The 20572-nt window shown below is 44.8% G+C and carries 23 protein-coding genes and 1 tRNA gene; 9 read left to right on the top strand and 15 right to left on the bottom strand.

Features of this window, described 5'->3' with window-relative positions; all coding sequences use genetic code 11:
* Positions 1-5: 5 nt before the first annotated feature.
* From HY035_04655 to HY035_04630, 6 genes are all read right to left on the bottom strand, one after another.
* Positions 6-551 (bottom strand): hypothetical protein, encoded by a 546-nt coding sequence (locus HY035_04655; protein MBI3377679.1) that lies wholly within the window; start codon positions 549-551, stop codon positions 6-8.
* A 216-nt stretch (positions 552-767) separates the two neighbouring features.
* Positions 768-3275: a type I DNA topoisomerase gene (topA, locus tag HY035_04650; GenBank protein ID MBI3377678.1), complete on the bottom strand. Its 2508-nt coding sequence runs from the start codon at positions 3273-3275 to the stop codon at positions 768-770.
* 156 nt (positions 3276-3431) lie between these two features.
* A complete protein-coding gene (gene dprA, locus HY035_04645; protein MBI3377677.1) occupies positions 3432-4517 on the bottom strand; it encodes a DNA-protecting protein DprA in 1086 nt (361 codons plus the stop codon).
* 80 nt (positions 4518-4597) lie between these two features.
* Positions 4598-5791 carry an argininosuccinate synthase gene (locus tag HY035_04640; GenBank protein ID MBI3377676.1) on the bottom strand — a complete coding sequence of 398 codons (1194 nt, stop codon included), beginning with the start codon at positions 5789-5791 and terminating at the stop codon, positions 4598-4600.
* A gap of 39 nt (positions 5792-5830) precedes the next feature.
* Complete coding sequence (locus HY035_04635; GenBank protein ID MBI3377675.1) at positions 5831-6082, bottom strand: hypothetical protein; 252 nt, start codon at positions 6080-6082, stop codon at positions 5831-5833.
* Between the two features lie 202 nt (positions 6083-6284).
* Positions 6285-6360, bottom strand: a tRNA-Ala gene (locus HY035_04630).
* Positions 6361-6808: 448 nt separating this feature from the next.
* On the opposite strand from HY035_04630, the gene HY035_04625 reads away from it, so the two are divergent.
* Genes HY035_04625 through HY035_04595 form a run of 7 tightly spaced genes read left to right on the top strand, consistent with a single transcriptional unit; the run spans position 6809 to position 12220 of the window.
* The gene (locus tag HY035_04625) at positions 6809-7039 is read left to right on the top strand and encodes a hypothetical protein (GenBank protein MBI3377674.1); all 231 of its coding nucleotides are present in this window, start codon (positions 6809-6811) and stop codon (positions 7037-7039) included.
* Positions 7039-7992 (top strand): pilus assembly protein PilM, encoded by a 954-nt coding sequence (pilM, locus tag HY035_04620; GenBank protein MBI3377673.1) that lies wholly within the window; start codon positions 7039-7041, stop codon positions 7990-7992. Before HY035_04625 ends, pilM begins: the two co-directional genes overlap by 1 nt.
* Entirely contained in the window at positions 7989-8528 is a 540-nt protein-coding gene (locus HY035_04615; protein ID MBI3377672.1) for a PilN domain-containing protein, read from the top strand. Before pilM ends, HY035_04615 begins: the two co-directional genes overlap by 4 nt.
* Positions 8529-8557: 29 nt before the next feature.
* Positions 8558-9106 carry a type 4a pilus biogenesis protein PilO gene (gene pilO / locus HY035_04610; protein ID MBI3377671.1) on the top strand — a complete coding sequence of 183 codons (549 nt, stop codon included), beginning with the start codon at positions 8558-8560 and terminating at the stop codon, positions 9104-9106.
* Positions 9103-9666, top strand: coding sequence for a hypothetical protein (locus HY035_04605; protein ID MBI3377670.1), 564 nt, complete (start codon positions 9103-9105; stop codon positions 9664-9666). Before pilO ends, HY035_04605 begins: the two co-directional genes overlap by 4 nt.
* Positions 9663-11090, top strand: a complete 1428-nt coding sequence (pilQ, locus tag HY035_04600; GenBank protein ID MBI3377669.1) for a type IV pilus secretin PilQ — start codon at positions 9663-9665, stop codon at positions 11088-11090. The genes HY035_04605 and pilQ overlap by 4 nt, the downstream gene beginning before the upstream one ends.
* Positions 11087-12220 (top strand): aminopeptidase, encoded by a 1134-nt coding sequence (locus tag HY035_04595; protein ID MBI3377668.1) that lies wholly within the window; start codon positions 11087-11089, stop codon positions 12218-12220. Before pilQ ends, HY035_04595 begins: the two co-directional genes overlap by 4 nt.
* A gap of 291 nt (positions 12221-12511) precedes the next feature.
* Here the strand turns inward: HY035_04595 and HY035_04590 are convergent, their stop codons facing one another.
* From HY035_04590 to HY035_04555, 8 genes are all read right to left on the bottom strand, one after another.
* Positions 12512-12961 (bottom strand): DUF86 domain-containing protein, encoded by a 450-nt coding sequence (locus tag HY035_04590; GenBank protein ID MBI3377667.1) that lies wholly within the window; start codon positions 12959-12961, stop codon positions 12512-12514.
* Positions 12958-13371, bottom strand: coding sequence for a nucleotidyltransferase domain-containing protein (locus HY035_04585; GenBank protein MBI3377666.1), 414 nt, complete (start codon positions 13369-13371; stop codon positions 12958-12960). Before HY035_04585 ends, HY035_04590 begins: the two co-directional genes overlap by 4 nt.
* Before the next feature lie 44 nt (positions 13372-13415).
* The gene (locus HY035_04580) at positions 13416-15107 is read right to left on the bottom strand and encodes a hypothetical protein (protein MBI3377665.1); all 1692 of its coding nucleotides are present in this window, start codon (positions 15105-15107) and stop codon (positions 13416-13418) included.
* Between the two features lie 148 nt (positions 15108-15255).
* Positions 15256-15543 carry a GIY-YIG nuclease family protein gene (locus HY035_04575; protein ID MBI3377664.1) on the bottom strand — a complete coding sequence of 96 codons (288 nt, stop codon included), beginning with the start codon at positions 15541-15543 and terminating at the stop codon, positions 15256-15258.
* 124 nt (positions 15544-15667) lie between these two features.
* Positions 15668-16687: a hypothetical protein gene (locus HY035_04570; GenBank protein MBI3377663.1), complete on the bottom strand. Its 1020-nt coding sequence runs from the start codon at positions 16685-16687 to the stop codon at positions 15668-15670.
* A gap of 12 nt (positions 16688-16699) precedes the next feature.
* Positions 16700-17275 carry a prepilin-type N-terminal cleavage/methylation domain-containing protein gene (locus HY035_04565; GenBank protein ID MBI3377662.1) on the bottom strand — a complete coding sequence of 192 codons (576 nt, stop codon included), beginning with the start codon at positions 17273-17275 and terminating at the stop codon, positions 16700-16702.
* Position 17276: 1 nt separating this feature from the next.
* Positions 17277-17930 carry a hypothetical protein gene (locus tag HY035_04560; protein MBI3377661.1) on the bottom strand — a complete coding sequence of 218 codons (654 nt, stop codon included), beginning with the start codon at positions 17928-17930 and terminating at the stop codon, positions 17277-17279.
* A complete protein-coding gene (locus HY035_04555) occupies positions 17930-18529 on the bottom strand; it encodes a prepilin-type N-terminal cleavage/methylation domain-containing protein (protein MBI3377660.1) in 600 nt (199 codons plus the stop codon). The genes HY035_04560 and HY035_04555 overlap by 1 nt, the downstream gene beginning before the upstream one ends.
* 269 nt (positions 18530-18798) lie before the next feature.
* Here HY035_04555 and HY035_04550 point away from each other — a divergent pair, with 269 nt between their 5' ends.
* Both HY035_04550 and HY035_04545 read left to right on the top strand, forming a co-directional pair.
* Complete coding sequence (locus tag HY035_04550) at positions 18799-19113, top strand: divalent-cation tolerance protein CutA (protein ID MBI3377659.1); 315 nt, start codon at positions 18799-18801, stop codon at positions 19111-19113.
* Between the two features lie 183 nt (positions 19114-19296).
* The gene (locus tag HY035_04545) at positions 19297-20217 is read left to right on the top strand and encodes a peptidoglycan endopeptidase (protein ID MBI3377658.1); all 921 of its coding nucleotides are present in this window, start codon (positions 19297-19299) and stop codon (positions 20215-20217) included.
* Here HY035_04545 and HY035_04540 read toward each other — a convergent pair.
* On the bottom strand, positions 20176-20571 hold the full coding sequence (locus HY035_04540) for a polymer-forming cytoskeletal protein (GenBank protein MBI3377657.1): 396 nt from the start codon (positions 20569-20571) through the stop codon (positions 20176-20178). The two genes, HY035_04545 and HY035_04540, sit on opposite strands and share 42 nt — an antisense overlap.
* Position 20572 lies beyond the last annotated feature (1 nt).

Here is a 20572-nt window from a genome sequence, read left to right as displayed (position 1 = left end):
GCTCCTCATTTCAGCAATTTCTGTATGTAATCCAGGCATTCACCAAATCCTGACATCGGTGTAAAAACAACCTTAAATCTCTTTGCCTTTTCAGGCAATTTCATGGAAGGTTCATCCTCAAATAAAATTATGTCTGCAGTTTCAAGAACTCTTTCAGCGCTTTTCTTTAAAGAGCCGCCATGTCTTCCAGATACAAATATTACAATATCAGGTTTCAAAAACTCAATTGCGCTGTTGCCTTCCACTATTATCCCTCTGAGATTAGAAAGCCTGTCAACAGCCATGGGAAGAACCTCTTTGAGTTCTTCGGGAGGCGATTGAACCCACAGCACTTTTTCGGCGCCTGCGTTGATGAGCCTTGCAGTATCTTTGCTTTCCTGCGTTAATGTCTCAGGGTCCTCAATTATTGAGGCGTAAATGGCAGTTTTTGTATATTTGATTGCGCCCCATTTATCAGTGACGAGTGATGAATTTTTATTTTTTCCCTCTGAACGCTGAACGCTGAACGCTGAACGCTCTTTTGTCAGGTGTTTAAGCAGCGCTTCTGCCACCGTTGTCTTGCCGGCTCCGCTGTGGCTGCTGCCGATGCCTATAATCAGCGGTCTTTTATCAGTTATGCCTCTGTCTCTTCTAATTGATGGACCTCTTCTCGTTGCGAGTCGATTCTGACTTTATGTCCGCAATCTTTTTTATGGCACTGGATTACCTTGCCTGTCTTTTTGGAATATTTTTCACAAGGGGGAAAAGCGCTCAGCAGGCTGTTTTTCTTATCCCGCCTTGCGGGTTTTGGCTTTCGTTTTTCCCTTTGCGCTTGCAACTTTGGGTTTTTTCTTTCCCTCGTTTAATCCCGCCAGGTCAAGACATTCATCCAGCGTAATATCCTGCGGCTTTTTGCTCGTAGGGATGCGGAAGAATTTTTTCCCGGACTGAATACACGGGCCGTATCTGCCGTTCACCACGCGCACCCGCGCATCCTCATCCCACGATTTAATGATTTTATCCAGCTCTTTCTTCTCCTTCGCTGTCACCAGTTCAATGGCGCGCTCCAGCGTTACACAAAGCGGGTCTTCCCCTTTGCCGAGGGATGCAAAGATGTTTTTGTATTTCACATACGGGCCGAATCTCCCTTTGGCCGCGATGATGTCTTCATCCCGAAACTTGCCCAATATCTTGGGCAGACGGGGTTCGTTCAGGATTTCCTTTACCCTTTTCATAGAAATCGTGTGCGGGTCTTCGCCTTTCGGGAGGGACACATATCCGCCCTGATATTTTATGTATGGGCCGAAACGGCCGATATTCACGATCACCTCATCGCCTTCATGCGTGCCGAGGCTGCGCGGCAGATTAAATAGCTCCATGGCCTGTTCAAAGGTGATGGTATCCATGCGCTGACCATTGCGAAGCGAAGCATAGCGCGGTTTCTCCTCGTCATCCTGATGCCCGATTTGAACTATAGGCCCAAACTTTCCGAGCCGCACAAGCACCTGTTTTCCCGTCACAGGGTCTTTGCCGAGTACGCGCTCGCCGCTCTGGCGCGCGGATGTTTCCGCTGTATGCTCGACGGTTTTATGAAAGGGCTTGTAAAACTCCGCAAGCATCTTGGTCCACACTAATTTTCCCCCGGCAATTTCGTCAAACTCCTCCTCCACCTTTGCCGTGAAATTAAAGTCCATAATGGCTTTGAAATTATCCATCAAAAAATCATTTACCACCATACCGATGTCCGTGGGAAAGAGCTTTGATTTCTCAGCGCCTGTGTTTTCGGATTTTTCTTCTGCAATGATATTCCCGTTCTTCAACGTGAGACAACTGAAATGCCTTTTCACGCCGTCGCGGTCTTCTTTCACCGCATAATTTCTCTTTTGAATGGTGAAGATGGTTGGAGCATAGGTGGAAGGCCTGCCGATGCCGAGTTCCTCCAGTTTGCGCACCAGCGTGGCTTCGGTGTAGCGGGGCGGATGATAAGTGAACCGTTCCGTGGCAGTTATTTCTCTGTTTGAGAGCTTCTCGCCAATCTTCAAAGGAGGCAGGATGCCTTCCGCATTTTCCTCGTCTTCCTCGTCTTTTCCTTCGAGATACACCTTGAGAAATCCCTCGAACTTCAGAACCTCTCCCTGGGCAACGAACTTTTCTTCAGTTGTTGACACGCGGATGGTTGCTGTGGTTTTCTCCAGCAGCGCATCGCTCATCTGCGAGGCGACGGTTCTTTTCCAGATCAGATCATAGATGCGCCGCTCCTGCGCATCGCCTTCAATTTCGTAAACGCTTAGATATGCCGGGCGGATGGCCTCGTGCGCCTCCTGAGCGCCTTTGCTCCTGGTTTTGTAACGGCGGATATTCACAAAGTCTTTGCCGTACAATCGTTCAACCTCTGTTTTCGCCTGGCCCAGCGCAGTGTCGGAGAGATTTACCGAATCCGTGCGCATGTAGGTTATCTTTCCGCTCTCGTAAAGCCCCTGCGCGATCCGCATGGTTTGCGCAACCGAGTATCCGAATTTTCTTCCCGCCTCCTGCTGAAGCGTTGAAGTGGTAAAAGGAGCAGATGGAGATTTCTTTGCGGGTTTTGTCTCTATGCCGGCGATGGAGAACTCCGCACCTTTGCATTTTTCGAGGAATGATTTCGCCTCTTCTTTGGTTTGGAACTTTTTCGGCAGTTCCGCTTTCACCATCTCGTTTTTCTCATTCAGAAAAACAGCCGACACTTTGTAAGATGAAACGGATTTGAAATTTTGTATCTCTCTTTCCCGCTCCACAATCAATCTCACGGCAACGCTCTGCACCCTTCCTGCCGATAGCGCAGGCTTCACTTTCTTCCAAAGGATCGGCGAAATCTCATAGCCAACCAATCTGTCCAAAACTCTGCGCGCTTGTTGAGCGTCAACTAAATTTTTATCAATTGTTCTCGGATTTTCAATCGCTTTTTGAATTGCGTCTTTCGTAATTTCAGAGTAAGTAATGCGTCTCGTTTTATTCTCGCTCAAATCCAGCACTTCCGACAAATGCCACGCGATGGCCTCGCCTTCGCGGTCTTCATCTGTTGCGAGCCACACCACATCCGCGCCTTTGGCGATTTTTTTCAATTCGGCTACCACTTTTTTTTTCTCGGCGGGAACCTCATACTTGGGCCGAAAATTGTTGTTCACATCCACTCCAAGTTCTCCCTCCACCAAATCGCGGATATGACCAATGGAAGACTTCACCGTGAAATCCTTTCCAAGAAATTTATTTATTGTCTTTGCCTTCGCAGGCGACTCAACAATAACTACGGAATTCATTTATTCAATTACCTCCTAATTTACTGCTTAATTCTGTCATTCTGGCTTGTCCGGAATCTTTCAGAAGGATTCCCGGCAAGCGGGAATGACAAATGAGAGATTTCGCACATGAGAAAATAAGCAAAAATATTATATTTGGCTTATTTTCCACAATATTCATGCAAGAAAAAATTTCTTTCCTTCCGCTTGCTTCACAATCCCTTTTAATTCAAGGCTGAGAAGGATTCCAAGCACTTTTTGCGCAGGCATCTTGCTTTCCCTTGAAAGCATATCAACATGCTTAGGTTCTGCTGTCATTATATCACAAAGTCTTTTTTCTTCAACCGGAAGCTCTATGTTTGCCTTTTCTCTTGTCCGTATGTAACCCTTCAGGACAGGCGCAAGTTCTTCTATTACATCCTCTGCGCTCTGCGCGAGTTTTGCCCCTTTCTTAATCAGCTCATTTGTGCCGTTTGAGTTTACAGAGTTTATATTGCCCGGCACTGCAAAAATCTCCTTCCCCTGTTCCAGTGCGCAGCTTGCCGTTATCAGTGAGCCGCTGTCAGCAGTTGCTTCCACAACAAGCACACCCAGGGACAATCCGCTTATTATCCTGTTCCTTTTCGGGAAATTTTCTCTTTCAGGCGATGTGCCGGGCGGAAATTCGCTTATAACATATCCTGAAGCTGCTAATTTTTCCATTAACCCTCTGTTCTCAGGAGGATATGGCACGTCAATCCCTGAGCCCAGAACAGCAATGCTTCTGCCGCCTGAATTAATAGCGGCAGTGTGCGCCAGAGTATCAATTCCTCTTGCCATACCGCTCACAATGGTAAATCCCATAGAGGAAAGCTCAGAGGATAATTTTTCAGCGGCAAGCTTTCCATACGAACTGTATTTTCTTGAACCGACAATCGCAACAGCGTATCTGTCTTCTTTCTGGATGGTCCCTTTGATGTAAAGTACAATCGGAGCGTCCACTATATTCTTCAGCGTTTCAGGATAATCCTTATTGCTGAAAGTAACTATTTTTATTCCGCCGGCGTCAAGTTTTTTAAGCTGAACATCTATCTTTCCCCATTCTGAATATCCTTTTATGTTTTTTGCTTTTGCAGGGCCTATGCCGCGGATATTGGCCAGTTCTTTATACGGAGCTTTAAAGACGGCCTCGGGTTTTTTATAGATAGCAAGCAGTTTTCTTGCCGTCACAGGCCCGATATCAGGCACATCACTCAGCGCAATCCAGAATTTAGGGTCGGACATAATTTTATAAGTACTCACTTCATGAGAATTCAATATTCAAAACTCAAAATTCTTGAATCTTGAATCTTGAATCTTGAATTTTATTTTAAACCTCTCACCTTTGAATTTATTTTCAGTCTTAATGCGTTCAACTTTATAAATCCCTCGGCATCCCTCTGGTTATAAACCTTCTCTGCCTCAAAAGTCGCAAGTTCGGGCTGATAAAGGGATTCCGGCGATTTTCTTCCGACAACCTGACAGTTTCCCTTATAGAGCTTAAGCCTCACCGCGCCTGTGACAGCTTCCTGAGCTTCATCTATCATCGTCTGGAGTATCTTTCTCTCCGGAGAAAACCAGTATCCGTAATATACAAGCTCGGCATACTTGGGCGTCAATGAATCCCTGAGATGCATAACTTCCCTGTCGAGCGTTATTGATTCAATGGCCCTGTGTGCGATATGAAGGACTGTGCCGCCGGGTGTTTCATAAACCCCGCGTGATTTTATTCCGACGTATCTGTTTTCAACTATATCAGCCCTGCCTATTCCATTCTTTCCTGCTATTGAATTAAGTTTTTCAAGAAGTTTTGCCGGAGACATTTTTTTGCCGTTTATGGCAACCGGGTTTCCTTTCTCATAACTTATCTCAATATACGTAACTTTATCCGGCGCCTTTTCAGGAGGGACAAGCATGGTAAACATATCCTTTGGAGGCTCTGCCCCTGGATCTTCAAGAATTCCTCCCTCATAGCTTATATGAAAGAGATTTCTGTCAGTGCTGTAAGGTTTAGCCTTTGTCACAGGAACAGGAATATTTTGCTTTGCTGCATATTTGATTAACGACTGCCTTGAATTAAAAGGCCATTCACGCCACGGAGCTATTACTTTTATATCAGGTTTCAGCGCATAGTAGGTGAGTTCAAACCTCACCTGATCGTTGCCCTTTCCTGTGGCGCCGTGGGATACCGCATCCGCCTTTTCTTTTTTTGCAATCTCTATTTGTTTTTTAGCAATTAACGGCCTTGCTATTGATGTGCCAAGCAGATAGGCCCCTTCATAAACTGCATTTGCCCGTAACATTGGGAAGACATAATTTCTGACGAATTCTTCTTTCAGGTCTTCAACGTATACTTTTGAGGCTCCGGTTCTCAATGCTTTCTTTTTTACGGCATTAAGGTCTTCTCCCTGTCCGAGGTCCGCGCAGAAGGCAATGACTTCTGCATTGTATGTCTCCTTAAGCCATTTTATGGCAACAGAAGTATCAAGCCCTCCGGAATATGCAAGAACTATTTTCATAAAACCTCCACGAATGTGAATATAACATAATTACGTGTTTCATTCTATCTTCAACAATTTTCTCAGCCTCTTATCCGCCCGCACAAGTTCATCAGTATCATCTCCTGAAAGCTCCCACGAATATTTACCTTCGGCAGAGCGCTTCAGTTTTATCTTAACAGGCTTCTTCGGTTTTACCTGCTGTATCTCGGGCTGTTTCTTTATCTGGAAGCTGTCTTTGTCTGCGGAGAAGGCAGGACTAAAGACAAGAAGAATAGACAGGACTGCTAATAGAAAGAATTTTTTTTGCATGAATAGCGCCTCCATTCTGTCTGATAATTTTAACCCCCAAAATGCATTATTCGGGTTAAGACATTATAGAGTTTAAGATGAGAGAGGTCAACCCCGTTAGAAAATTGGGGCGGAGCTTGAACCCCGTCCAAGTATATTTTTATACCCCGCCATATAATGACAGGACTTGTTTTCTAACGGGGTCAATAGGCGCAAGAAAAAATGGTGGACGGTAGGGGATTCGAACCCCCGACTTCCACGTTGCGAACGTGGCGCTCTCCCAGCTGAGCTAACCGCCCTTTAGTGTTGTTTTGTAATAGCGAGATTAGATACTATAGTCAACGCCAAAAGAAAGTTGTCATTGCGAGGAGCGCAGCGACGCGGCAATCTATTGAGATTGCTTCACTTCGTTCGCAATGACACGCTGTCATTGTCAACTTATCTAAGTCGTTCACTCTAAACTCTATTGCATGGACGAAGGGATATCTTTTCCCATGTCTCTTCGTCTATCTCGTCAAGATACTCTTTTAGCGGGTATTCTTTGCCGCATTCCATGCAGCGAAGAGCCACTGTTCTTCAGTATGTATGCAGTTTTAAATCGCTTTCACATTCTCTGCATTTCATTTTTACATTATATACAATCCGCCGCAGTTTTGTCTTGACTGGCAAAACTTGGGGAATACCTTGACATTCTATGCGGTAATAGCTATACTTTTAAAGTAAAACTTTAGGTGGGAGGGTGAAGGTATGAAAATGGGTGATTTTTCTACGATTATTGCTATTCTTGCCGGAGTAATGGGGCTCTTGCTGCTGTTTGCTCCCGGGGTTTTAAGAAAATTCAATGAGTACTCTAAGAAGATGATAGCCCAGATTGACACTGCTACGTTTTCCTACAGGATTGGATTTGGCGTATCACTCATCCTCATTTCGCTCTTTATGTTTTTCATGGCGCATTATTTTAAGGTTAAGGGGCGTTAATGTTTGAATTGTTCAAGCCTGCTCCCTTAGGGGTGGATCTTGGCGACGGTTCGGTTAAAGTTATTGGACTTAACGGTAAAAAAATTTCTCTCGCCGCATTTATGGATATCCCCTTCTCTGATTGGGAAGAAGAAGCTCTTCTGATAAACAAACTGAAAAATTTCTTCAAAGAAATAAATATTGTTGGCAAAGATACAGTAGTTAATATTCCGGGACACCTTTCATTTATAAGGACGATAAACCTGCCTCCTATGCCCAAGGGCGAATTAAAAGAAGCTGTTAAGTGGGAGATAAAACGGCAGCTGCCTTATCCGCAGGAAGAAGCTGTCTATGATTATATAGCAGCCCCGGCTGCGGATGGCATTGTTGTTACCTTTGCCTCTGCCGAGAGGAAAAATGTCCGGCGCTATATATCTCCTTTTAAGGAAGCCGGCCTTAAGGTTGTGGCAGTTGATGTAAATCCTTTGTGCCTTATAAGGGCGCTTCCATTGCACGGTTCAGGCAACATAATAGTGCTTGACATAGGGGCGCGAAGCATGGAGATAGACATAATGAGGTCGGAATCCGTACGGCTGACAAGGACGGTTGAACTGGGAGGCGAACAAATAAAAAACCAGCTTATAAGCGAAGGGTTCCCTGAAGGAGAGATTGATGATATCATGATGAACGGCCCTGCAGAGAGAATGAAAGAGGCGCTGAATCAGTTTTTGAGAGAGATTTTCCTTTCAATAGATTATTACAAGGCAACTTTTAAAGAGAAGGTATTTTCTGAGGTTATTCTCACAGGCGGTGTTGCGATCAATCATGCTGTTCGGGATTATTTTTCTCAAATGCTTGATATCCCTGTTAGTGTTCCAAACCCGTTTGATAACCTTATTATGAAGGACGAAAGCCTGAGGCCGCTTGGCCCCCGATTCTCTGTGGCAATCGGCCTTGCGAAGAGGGCTTCATGAAAGAAACATTAAATCTTCTGCAGGTTGAGGTGAAGGCAGGCGCTCCTGCAAAGAAAGGCTGGTTTTATTATCTGCTTGCAGGGCTTTCAGTTTATATAGTTGTAATTATGGGACTCTGGCTTTTGAATATTATTAACGCCAGGAAGCTTGGCGCTGAGATGGACAAGCTGAATAAACAGAAAATAGGACTGCAGCAGCAGATAAAGCCCCTCTCTGCTGTTACTGTTGCCCCGTCTTTGTTGGTGGACAAGGAAATATTGATTGCAATGGAGAAGGCTCCAAAATGGAGTCAGACACTCAGCGCTATCTCAGTTGTTGTGCCGGAGGATGTATGGCTTTCCTCCATTGAATCGCGGGAAGAAAAAGGTGTAAAGCATATGAACATAAAAGGATTTTCAGCGGCACAACTCGGCGTTGCAAATTTTATATCCGCGCTTGAGCTGTCTCATTATTTCTATGATGTTGAGATAGTTTTTGTGCAGAAAGGCGCCAAGGATATTTCTTTTGAACTGAAGGCAAAGATGAGATGGACATGAAAAAGAGTTGAGAGTTAAGAATTAGAGATATGGACATAAAAGCTATTAAAAGTAAGATAGAAAGCCTTTCGCAGAGGGAAAGGCTGATTGCTATAGTAACGCTTACAGTAATAATCGTTATTGTTCCATACATGCTGCTTTATTCGCCTTCATCCGTAAGTGTTAAGAACAAAAAACAGGCGATTCAGAATTTAAAGAAAGAGATAGAGGCAGCAAATGCAGCATTGGCATCACAGGCCGCTTTCCCGAAGGAACCTGTCGCAGAAAAGATTACGCTTCCGGAGGCGGAAGATCTTTCAGGAATGTTAGCGGCTATAAGCAGGGAGGCTACTATTGCAAATGTTGATTTTGTATCCATAGCGCCTGAAGGTTTTGAGCATAAAAATAAATTTATAGAATTAAGGGTAAAGATCGAACTGAGGGTAAAGTTTAGGGAGTTGTATGATTTCATTAAGATTCTTGAAACAAGGCATAAATTATTTCTTATACAGGAACTTAAATTTGAGACAAACGCTGCACTGTATCCTTCAGGCGTAGCTTTGCTGAAAGCAGTGACGTATCTGAGGAAAAAGGAATGAAGGGGTTGATAGAGCAACAGAGCAGTAGAGCAATAGAGCAGCAGGAAGATACAACTGCAAAGACTTTCTCTTTAACTGCTGCCCTACTGAGCTACTGGGCTACTGGGCTCATCTTACTCTTAACTTTTCACTTCTCACTTGCACATGCTGAGAGCCTCTCGGATATAAAACTTGACGCGCTGGAACAACCGATAAAAGAAAAGTGGGGCAGGGACCCATTTATCCGGTATGAAGACAAGATAGCAAAACTAAAAGGCAAGACGTTTAGAGAAGATATGCTTGTAGGCTTGAAGATTACCGGTATAATTTCTGACGGAAAGAAGGCGGTGGCAATAATAAACGGCGGATTTTACAGGAAGAATGAAAGGGTCAATGATTTTCTGATAGTGGATATAGCGAAAGACAGGGTCTCGCTTGAAAAAAATGGCAAAAGGTTTTATCTTGGAGTAGAGAAGTTTGCGCTGGATACCCGTAGAGATAGCGCCATGGATGATGAGGTGAAAGATAAAAAGGATGACAAAGGTAAAGATAAAAAAGAGGATAAGGAGGCGAAGGAATGAGAATGCAGAAAGAGGGGTCAAGGGTGCAACAGAGCAATAGAGCAATAGAGCAGCAGTCTTTAGTGAAGGAATCTTTTACTGCTGCGCTTCTGCGCTTCTGCGCTACTGCTCTTATTTTGCTGTTTACTTCTTACTTCTCACCTTCTTACGCCAATGAAAAAGGCGCTCCTATCTCAATGGAATTAAGGGACGTTGAACTGAGCGATGTTTTGAGGGCGCTGGGACAGGAGCACGGCATAAACATAATTATTGACGAAAAAGTTACGGGCAAGGTGACAGTCAGCCTCAGGAATGTCCCTCTATGGGATGCTATTGATTCTATATTAAAGGGCAAGGGCTTTGCATACATAAAGGATGGGAATGTTGTGAGAGTGATTTCTTCGGGAGCAGACGAAGACCTTGCGACCTATACGGCAACCGTTAAATACGCTAATGCTAAAGACATTGAGGGAATTATTACAAAGGTCTTAAGCAAGAGGGGTTCCATTGCCTCTGACCTGAAGAGCAATATGGTAGTTATAAGGGATATTCCGTCTGCAATAGAGAGGGTTACGCAGCTTTTGAAACAGGTGGATGTAAAGACAAAGCAGATTATGATAGAGGCAAAGATTGTTGAGGTCAGCACAAATGCAAGCAGGGAATTGGGCATACAGTGGGGCACGATGTACCGGAACGGTGATGCATATATATTTGGTGGCGGCACATCCGGTGGCGGCACAACAGGTACTACCGGCACTGTAGGGGTGCTGCCATCAAGCACTACAGGTCCCGGCACGACAACTACAGGGACAATCCCATTAACAGGAGGCGCTGGTTTTGGAGGGAGCGCTTTGAATGTAAATCTGCCGGCTGCGGTTGGGTTTGGTTCCGGCGGAGCAATAGGCATAGGTATTCTTACAAAAAATGCGATACTTGACCTCCAGATATCAGCCCTTGAAACTCAGGGGAGTGCAAGGACGCTGTCAAGCCCGAAGGTGATGGTTCTTGACAATCAGGAGGCTTATATCAAGAGCGGCACAGGCATACTTATTCCTACATCGAGTACGTCTGGAACGACTACTACTACGAGTGTTACGGAAAAAGAAGCTCTGTTGCAGTTAAAAGTTACTCCAAGGGTGATAAATGACGACCAGATATCTCTGAAGATTTTGACATCCAGGGATGTATTTGACTTTAGCCGCAGTGTTCAGGGAAGTCCGCCTAAGAACACACGTGAGACGCAGACCAATCTCATTGTTAAAAACGGCGAGACAATAGTTATCGGCGGCATCTATACAGAGACAGAAACAGAGGGAGAGGCTGGAGTACCATTACTTTCCAGGATTCCTCTGATTGGATGGCTGTTCAAGAAAGAGACTAAAACAAAGGATAAAACAGAACTTCTCATATTCATAACCCCGCGGATTAAAGCAGAAGAGATTTGACGACAAAGACGCTAAGGAACATATTCAGCGTTAACCTAAGAGTCAAAAAATCAGAGAGTGTTCTTGTATTCACAGATGTGCCATTTAATGAAGAGTTCATAGAGGATTCAGACAGATGCAGAAGGGAAAGACTGCGCGACATAGCCATCCTTATCGCTGAGACAGGGAAAGGTTTCTGCAAAAAGATTCTTTATCATGAATATCCTGCCACAGGCAGCCACGGCGCAGAGCCTCCTAAAGAACTATGGGCAATGGCATTCGGCGAAAAGGCATTCAATGAGCTGAAGGCGCAAAAGCTGTCAGCCCGCCTCATAAATAAAAAAGCTGATGATTCGGATATGAGAAGGGCAGAAGAAATTATAGCCCGCCATAAAAAGTATGCTGTGAATGCTGTCATTGCGCTTTCAAATTATTCTACAAGCCATACGAGGTTCAGGGACCTTCTGACAAGGATATGCAAAACACGTTATGCCAGCATGCCGTTGTTTGATGCGGCGATGCTTGAGGGCGCAATGAACGTAAACTGGAGACTGATTGACAGAAGGACCAGGGGCATTGCGAGAATTGTAGATAAGGCTGAGGCTGTAGAGATAGAGACGCCTAACGGCACCTCTATTTCATTTTCAAAAAAAGGCAGGAAGGCAGAATCAGACACCGGGCTTCTCACAGCGCCGGGTTCATTCGGAAATCTTCCGGCAGGCGAGGTATATCTTGCGCCGTTGGAAGGCACGGCAGAAGGTCGGCTGGTCCTTGAGTTTGCGCCTACGAGGCAATTAAAATCACCTGTGACATTAACAGTAAAAAACGGATTTGTTAAAGAGGTATCAGGTGATGAGGAATACGCCGGTTATCTGAGAGCAAAACTGTCAGAGCGCATTGAAAATGCAAATATAGCGGAACTCGGCATAGGCACCAATGATATGGCGAAAAGGCCTGACAATATTCTTGAATCGGAAAAAATCCTCGGCACGATTCATATTGCGCTTGGTGACAACAGTTCATTCGGAGGAAATGTCAGCACGCCGTTTCATCAGGACTTTGTGTTCTTCAGGCCCACCGTGACATTGATTCATAAAGGCGGCATCAGGACAGCGCTTATAAAAGGCGGCAGATTTGTCAATGCAGGATAAACTCTGTTAGAAATAAAAGATTTCTAACAGAGTAAAGGTATCAATAAGGAGTTCATAAGTAAGATGACATTTTTATATTCTGTCATTCCGTGCTTGACACGGAATCCAGTGTATTTGTTCTGGATTCCCGCCTTTGCGGGAATGACATTGCAGTGTCATTGCCCTTTATGTCTTTTTGAGGCATGTTTGTTTCATGTCAAATGAGAATGCCTTACTGAAAGACCTCGCGCCATCTCAGAAAGCGTTTTTGGCCTGTGGCTGTAATTCTGGAGGAGCATGTGACAGTTACTTTTACTTCTTTTTCTTTGCTGTTTTGTTTCTTTCAAGAAACTTGACGATATAGGCGAGATATATATCAAAATCTCTTAGATGCCTTTTCAGAATTCCGTAAACCTTTGCAATGTCCACCTTTGCGTAATTATGGACCATCAGGTTTCTGAAACTTGCCATGTCTTTCAGTTTATTGAAGAAGGCTGTCGGAATTATCTTATTTTCACAAAGCACATAGAAAGCATCGGCATTGCTTGAAGGCTCCCGGAAACCCTCTGCTGAAATAATATGATTGGCAAGGTCAAGACACGCCTCAATGCCTATCTGGAGTGTCCGTTCAGCGTATCTCTGGGTTTTTTTGTCAGCCCTGAAATCTGAAAATTTCCTGTATGACCCTGCGGCCTCTTTTAAATCAGCCGTATATTCCGAAATCAGAGAAATCAGCCTGTCTGTAATTTCTTTATCTGTCATCGTGAAACCTGCAAAATCCTGTTTTTCAGGATTTTCATATAGTTGTTGTGCCTGTATATAAAATCAAAGTATTTTTTCCTTGCCTCTAACTCATAAGTCATTCTGATTTTCGGATTTTTATCAATGAGGACTTTGCTATGTTTGCGTATCTGGTGTTCAAGTATAGGGTCTGCGCTGTTCAGCAGAACAACATCAATGCGTTTCTTTAAAAGCAATTCAAGGTCTGACATTATTTTTAACTGGATGTCCGGCTTGTATGGATTAACCCCGCGCTTTAGCAATATAGCAATGTCAATATCACTTGAAGCGGTTTCACTTCCGGTTGCCGTGGAGCCAAACAGATAAACAGCGGAAACCTCTTCTCTGTCCTTAAAATAATCTTTTATTTGTTTTAAGAAATCTGTTTTCACACAAAAATTATAACACAAATTACTTTGAAGTACGCTGATTCCTTCTACTGAATAACCTCGCGCCATCTCAGAAAGCGTTTTGCGCCTGTGGCTCCCGACACTGATGTTACGGCAAGCTCGCACAAAGGGCCGTAGGTATATGTAGCGCGCGCCTGTGTGGTATTGCCGGTCTCATCAACATATTTTGCTGTGGTTCCGTTGGACGCCGGGGTGCCGGTGACAGGGATGCGAGTGCCGTCGGCATTCGGAGCTGCCTTTACCGTGTAAGTGAGAGAAGCAGAGGCGCCGGCTAAAAGCGTTCCGGGGTTCCATGTTATGTTCCCTGTTGCCCCGTCAGCGGGCTGGGAATTAACAGCCCCCTGAGTTACGGAAGCGGAATTTCCCACATAACAGGCTGAATTTGTAGCCGCCGGACATGTAGGGCCGGGCACATTCGCGGTAACAAGGTTTGCTGCAGAGAATGTAATATTATAAGGAGTCGGGTTGGTTATCGTCACCTGAATATTGACCTGGGTAGTCTTGCCTGTAATAACCGTCGGGATGTCTGGTAATATCTGGCTAAGATACGGCTTCACAGGCGCGGCGGTTGCTGAACCGCTGACAGAGTAATTCTGCGGTGTGGCCGTAAAAATATCAACCGCAAGTCCAAGCTGTGTGGCGCTGTCTATTGACGTTACCGTTGTTTCGGTGCCCAGTGATATATTTTTTACAATATCACCTATAATTACCGGAGAGGCAGGATCCGAAAAGTTTGCTGTGGCGTCTATCAGCTTCCCGGCTGAGAGCGCGGTATTTACTCCTAAAAGGGCGTCAGTCGGAAAATACATACGAAAGGTGTTTGCCTGAGGCTGTGTTGTTGGCGGAGTTGCCCCTGAATTATAGGTTCCAAGGTAAATAGTTGTATAATTAGCGCCTAAACTTACTGTCATATTGGAACTCCAGATGCCGTAATCACCCGCTGAATCATCCGTAGTCCATCCGGAGCCTGTTTCAGGCACAGTTGTAGTTAACCATACAGTACTGCCTGAAACCGCAGAATTAGTCTGCGTGAATGCGCCGGTTCTGCTTGTCACTGAAATTGATCCTGCTCCGTCCATATCCCAATCTCTGGTTGAAAAGTTACAGCCTGAGGTGATAAATGGAAATATATTTGTATAGACGCCGCTTCCGCCCGCGGTATGGACGCCAATGTCAATAAACGAGTCCGCATATATATTGTATTCTGTTCCGCGTGATGTTTTGTCGCCGTCATGCGCCCTTATCGCAAAACCGTTCAGGTCGTCACCCGCGCCCATGTCAACCCGAAGCTCCCAGTGCCCTGCAGCCGGATTAACAACTGTAGCCAAGTTTGTCCATGTGCCGTTCTCAAGAATGCATAGATTAAGAAGGGAATCGCATGTTTTTGTAACCTGTGTTGCCCCGGCAGGTGTTAAAAGGGTGTAAGTGACGGATGTATTATATGCAGTACGGACCCTGTCGCCTATATCGCTTGGGACTAAATTCCCTACATCTGCGTCATACAGGTCAACAACCAGAGTGGTTGAACTCGGCGGGACTTCAATAAAATAAGAGAGATACGTGTTAAGGCCTCCGGTTGAGCTTACATAATCGCCTTGTCCTGTTGTGCCGTCCTGTCCTGAAGGCATCTGAAGTTCTGTGAATGGAATTTGCCCGGCAGAGGCGCCGTCAGGGAGTAAAAACACAAGAGAGACAGCTATCAGTAAACTTATGAGCAAATGTTTTCGGTTCCTTACGGAATTTTGGATAGCAATACATTTGTCATTGTGAGGAGAGACACTCCGCCTATCTGTCATTGCGAGGGATGAAGTCCCGAAGCAATCTTGTCCGTTCGGGGCAATCCCTTGCTTGTTTTCGGGACAAACCTTACAAGTCTTCATACAAGTCTTTCCATTGATGATTTATTTTATTAATCAATGCAATCTTCTTTGCTCTTGGTCCGCCTTTAATCTGTTTCTCTCTTAAAATAGCATACTCTATATTACTAAATATCTCGTAATAAACTAATTTTGTAATGTTATATTTTTTTGTAAATCCCTCAACCAGTTTCTCCTTATGTTCATAAGCCCTTCTTTTTAAATTGTTAGTGACACCTGTATAAATTACTGTATTTTTCTGATTTGTCATAATGTATAGATAGTATTGTCTGTCCATATTTTACCGGTTATTGCGAGCGAAACAATCTCGTCTTTTGCAATGAGATTGCCACGCACCTTTCAGGTGCTCGCAATGACAGCGAGAAATTCTGCCCTTGCAATGACAGGCCATTTCCCATCCCTCACTGCAGCGGCATTATTTTTCCCTGCACAACCCTCTGTATGTTGCCTGTAAGTATGGCACCAGGAACTACGCCCGTTGATGTGGCAAGAACAGAGATTTCAGACTGATAGATTGGAGCGCCCACCACCCCGTAGGCGCCGCCGGCGTCGGAACTGTCGTGATTGATGGTTCCAGTGGTGTTGTTATTATCATCATACGCCCTTCTTATGCAGTTGCCCGCCGCGGGAAAAGGATTAGTATAACCCAGACACGCCGCGCACCCCGCGCCGCATTGGGCTGCGCCAATGCCAATGCCGTTATAAAAAACATCCTCTCTGTTGTTTTGGTTGTTGTCATCTATTCTGACAAAGCCTGAGGTTGCAAAATTCGCTGTTGAGGCGACACATAAAGTTGTGGCAATACTGGTGCATCGATTACCCGTGGTGAAATCACGGGTTGATATCGTCGTTGTTTTTGCCGGGTCCCACGAATAGCCAAGAACAACTGCGCCCAGTTGATGGGTGTCTGCGGTGCTGCTGTCCCTTCCCCTTGTGCCTCCTATAAATGTTGTTGCTGTTTTGCCTGTAAAGCTTATTTTTTCACAGTTTGCCGTTGCCGCGTCAAGATTCGGATTCGGCGTCGCAGTCGGGTTGTCAGCGCCGTTATTATCACACAGCATTATCCAATAACTGGTTGCGTCTCCGGGGTTAAGAATAAACCCGTCTGTTGAAGACACAGTGATTGTTAACACAGCATTATCTATAGCTGCTAAAAGCGTAGGCACTGTTGTGGTAAATGAGCCTTCTCCGAGAGGCTTGGGAGTAACAACAAAATTTGGAAAGTTATATGTCTTTATTGCGTATTGAAGCCCTCCGTCTGCAATGTAAAACGCCTCAAGCCCGCGCTCTTCCTGAACCGCAACATTGCTTCCGGTTGTTACAAGCGAAACTCCGATAGCGGCGAAAAGCGCAAGTATCATCATAATCATGACAGTTGCAATGATGGACATGCCGGAATTGCCTGAATGTTTATGTTTCATATAAAAATTATATCACAAATTCCGCGGCCAGACCTCTGTCTGAAGCTGAACGCTTTCGCCTGAGATGTTAGCGGTCAAAATTATTCTTATAAGCTTTGTGGTTGCAGCGGAGAATGGTGAATCAACAGTAACTCCATCTGCCCTGAGATAAACGAATGAAAACGCAGTTATACTCGTTGAAAGCGTTGCCCCGCCTCCGGCAGCACAATTGCCAGTGTCGCGGGTGATATTAGGACTTGAATAACTGTAATCTATCAGCAATGATTCCGTGTCCGTAAAACAGAATTGTGTTGCGATTCCTGTGGTTACGCTCGCGCTATTATTCAGATTCCTTATTTCTCTCCTCATCCTCTCCATCGCAACCCTTGCCTGATCAAGCGCCTCTTTGCGGTAGTCTGTCACAAGGTTTCCCTTAACCCCCGTTGACAGGGCATTAGCCACAACAACGGCAACAATGGCTGCCAGAACCATTACTATGACAAGCTCAATAAGCGTAACGCCATTTTTACAAGTGAAGAGTGAAGAGTGAGGAGTGAAGAGTTTCTTCAAAGAACTTTTAACTTTAAACTTTAAACTTTTAACTCTCATCTTAGTAATTCGTCATCACTGTTGTCAGCGTGACAGAGCCGCCCCCGGAGTCAGAAGGCGCGGTGACTGTTACGGTTATATTTTTGTAATCTGTTTGGCTTCCGCTTGCAATGGTCCTATTGCAGCTTCCCGCCACAGGGGCAGTATCCACGCATCTGTTGAGATTGCCGGGATTCACATAGCAGGCCACAGCCTGCCTTGTGAATCCAATACCATTGACAGTAACTGTGTCGGTGCACGGAGTAGTTCCTAAACTTGCCGGCGCCAAATCATTGAAGTCGTCAACATCGTCGTATAAGGATAACGCTGTCTCTCCTGCCTCAGGCCCGAGCGTTGTTGAAGCGGCTGCGGTCTGTATGCATGTTGTTCCGGACACGGAAGTCTCATCAAAGCATTTTGCCTTTATCTCTTCAAGCAATTGCTGTGCAACATTTGTTGCGGTGACTCTTATCTCAGCATCTACCCCGAACTTAGCTTCCTGCCCCACCATAATTAAAAGTGTGGGTATTGCGATTGAAACAACTATGATTATCAGCAATATCTCAATGAGGGTAAAACCTCTTTTAGAAGTTAAAAGTGAAAAGTTAAAAGTGAAAAGTTTTCTGAGGATGTCTTTAACTTTTAACTCTAAACTCATAACTCTTAACTTTTTCATTAGTAACTCACCCTTCCTGTGCCTGCGTCTATGGTTATATCCCTGCTGCCATTAAAAGTGACTGTTACAGTCTGGTTGCCTGCAATCGCTGTTCCTGCGGCGTCAACAGGCGTGCCGAGAGAGTTGAAGTATATTGTATTTGCTACGGACGTGGTGAATGTGGTTGTAACTCCGCTGTAATCACTGCATCTGCCTGCGCTAAAATCAACAACAAAATTATTTGATGCATCTGTGGAGCATCCATCCCCTGAACTTGGCGCAGGGTCAGCGGTGCTGCCTTGTTCAAATACTGTGTAAGCTGTTGCGCTGTTCCTGAAAACTCCGCACCTCTGCTGTGATGAGATTGCAAGTTTCTGGGAGTATCTTATGTCAGCGGCGACTTTTCGCTTTGCATTGTAGAGTTTTATTGTGTCAAAAGGACTCCATCCGACGGCAACCACGGCAGCGAGGATAACTGCAATGACCATTACGATTACTGTTTCTATGAGGGTGAAACCTTTGTTGCCCCCCCCTCGCCCCCCCTTAGTAAGGGGGGGATGGGGAGGTGAAAAGTTAAAAGTGAAAAGTTTTTTTAATAATCCGATACCTGACACTTTCATTATGTTTAGATTTTATCACAAGCAGTTAAATTTGACAAAAGGGCAAGAGCTTTTATTCTATACCCGAGCTTGCTTTAAGCTTGCTTCGGCTGCGCCTCGCAATGACAGGCGAGGGGCCTTCGCTCACAATGACACCTTTTCAGCAGTCTCAATTTGATTTTTTTGTTTAAAGGCGTTAACTATTGGAAGCATGGGGCCTTAAGATGTTATAGTTTAAGGGGCACGGATTAAGTAACGTAGGGACTGTCCCCGATAATGAAAGGGAATTCATGGAAAACATAGTGGTCTTCATAACTGTTTCTAATGAGGATGAGGCAGCAAATATCGCAAGGGCGCTTGTTGAAGGAAGGCTTGCAGCTTGTGTAAATATAGTAAGGAATTTAAGGTCCATATATAGCTGGCAGGGCCAGGTAGAGGATGAATCAGAAGTCCTGATGATTGTTAAAACGCAGAAGAAACTTTTTAACAGCCTTTCTCAAAAAGTAAGGGAACTGCACAGTTACTCTGTGCCGGAGATTATTGCCCTGCCGATTGTTGAAGGGTCGGAGGATTATCTGAAGTGGCTGAAAGAGGTTACAGAATAAGGTTTTAAAGGACGGGGTATAGCACTTTCGCTCATTCTCGCCCCGATAAAATCGGGACTCCGAGGTATTTTGCCTCTTTATTTATCTGATATAATTTACTATATGAATATCGGCAAAATAAAACCGCTCAAATACTATACCCCGTCCTTTTTATGCCAATGCATTGTTGACCTATTAATTGTAATGCTTTTTTTATTTGCAGCGTGTGATGGAAAAGTCGATGATAAGCAGCCCCTGCAAAAGAAAGATTTGCGCTACGCTGTTGCAGTTCTGCCGACTCCTGTTTTGAACACGCCTGATTTCAGTTCCGTATTCGGAGGCAGTGACGGAAGGACCTTAAAGCTCACCGCAAAAAATCTCATAGAAGAGGTTGAATTTATTGCCATGCCGCATACAGTCTTTATTATAGAAGAGGAAATTATAAAGGGCCGCCGTGAGATACTCAAAGTAAGCACAAAGGATTATCCGCATCATGCAGTGAGCGGCTACTATATAGACAGCCGGTTTGTTGAGAAGAGGCTTGAAAAACCGCAGGAGCGCCGAAGGAAACTTCCTGACAAAAACACGATAATAAAGAGATTGCTTTCTGCTGATGGCGCTATATATGTGTGGGGAGGCAACTATTCAAAAGGAATTCCTGAGATGCTTGAGTTTTATAAACCGTCAGGGACCCTGCCCGATGACGTATTGAAGAGGTGGACCTTGAAAGGCGTTGATTGTTCAGGGCTTCTTTATGAAGCAACCGGAGGCTATACCCCCCGCAATACAGATTCCCTTTTTTCTTTCGGGAGGCCTGTTGATGTAAAAGGACTGTCTCCTGATGAAATAGCAAAGAAGCTCAAGCCGCTGGATATTATTGTATATAAAAGGCATGTGTTAATAGTCCTTAACAGCAGAGAGGTGATTGAGAGCGCTATCTCACGAGGGGTGCATGTCAAAAATCTGCTAAGCGCAGTCAGGGCTGTCAGCGAAATAATGCAGCCTGCCAATGATTATAAGGGCGCTGGCAAAGGAGAAAAATTCGTTGTAAGGAGATGGTTCCTGAATAGCAGAATAAAATCCCTAAGACGCCTTTTCCTTGGCCTGCAGTTCAATCACGTTTGATTCTTCCCTGAGCATTGAAGAACGGCCGTCAAACATTGCGCCTTCTGCAATGTTGAGTTTGTTTGTCGCAAGCTCGCCTGTAACCTGTCCCTTAGTTTTAATCTCTATAATTTCTCTGGCGGTTAGATTGCCGTCAACCCTGCCTCCGACAATAATGCCTCTCGATGTAGCATCGCCCTTAAGATGCGATGTTTCTCCAAGTATGAGCCAGTCAGTTTCAATATTGCCTTCAACTGTGCCGTCAACCCGCAGGGTCCCCTGTGTTTTTATATCGCCTTTAAAGTGGCTGTTGATGCCGATAAATGATTCGAGCTTTTCTGTGTTTTTTGAAAACATTGAATTAATTGAACCCATT

The organism is Nitrospirota bacterium (genome assembly GCA_016195565.1).
Classification (GTDB): domain Bacteria; phylum Nitrospirota; class Thermodesulfovibrionia; order Thermodesulfovibrionales; family UBA1546; genus UBA1546.
Note: the sequence above shows the minus strand (reverse complement) of the source record. Positions and strands in the feature narration are given on the sequence as shown.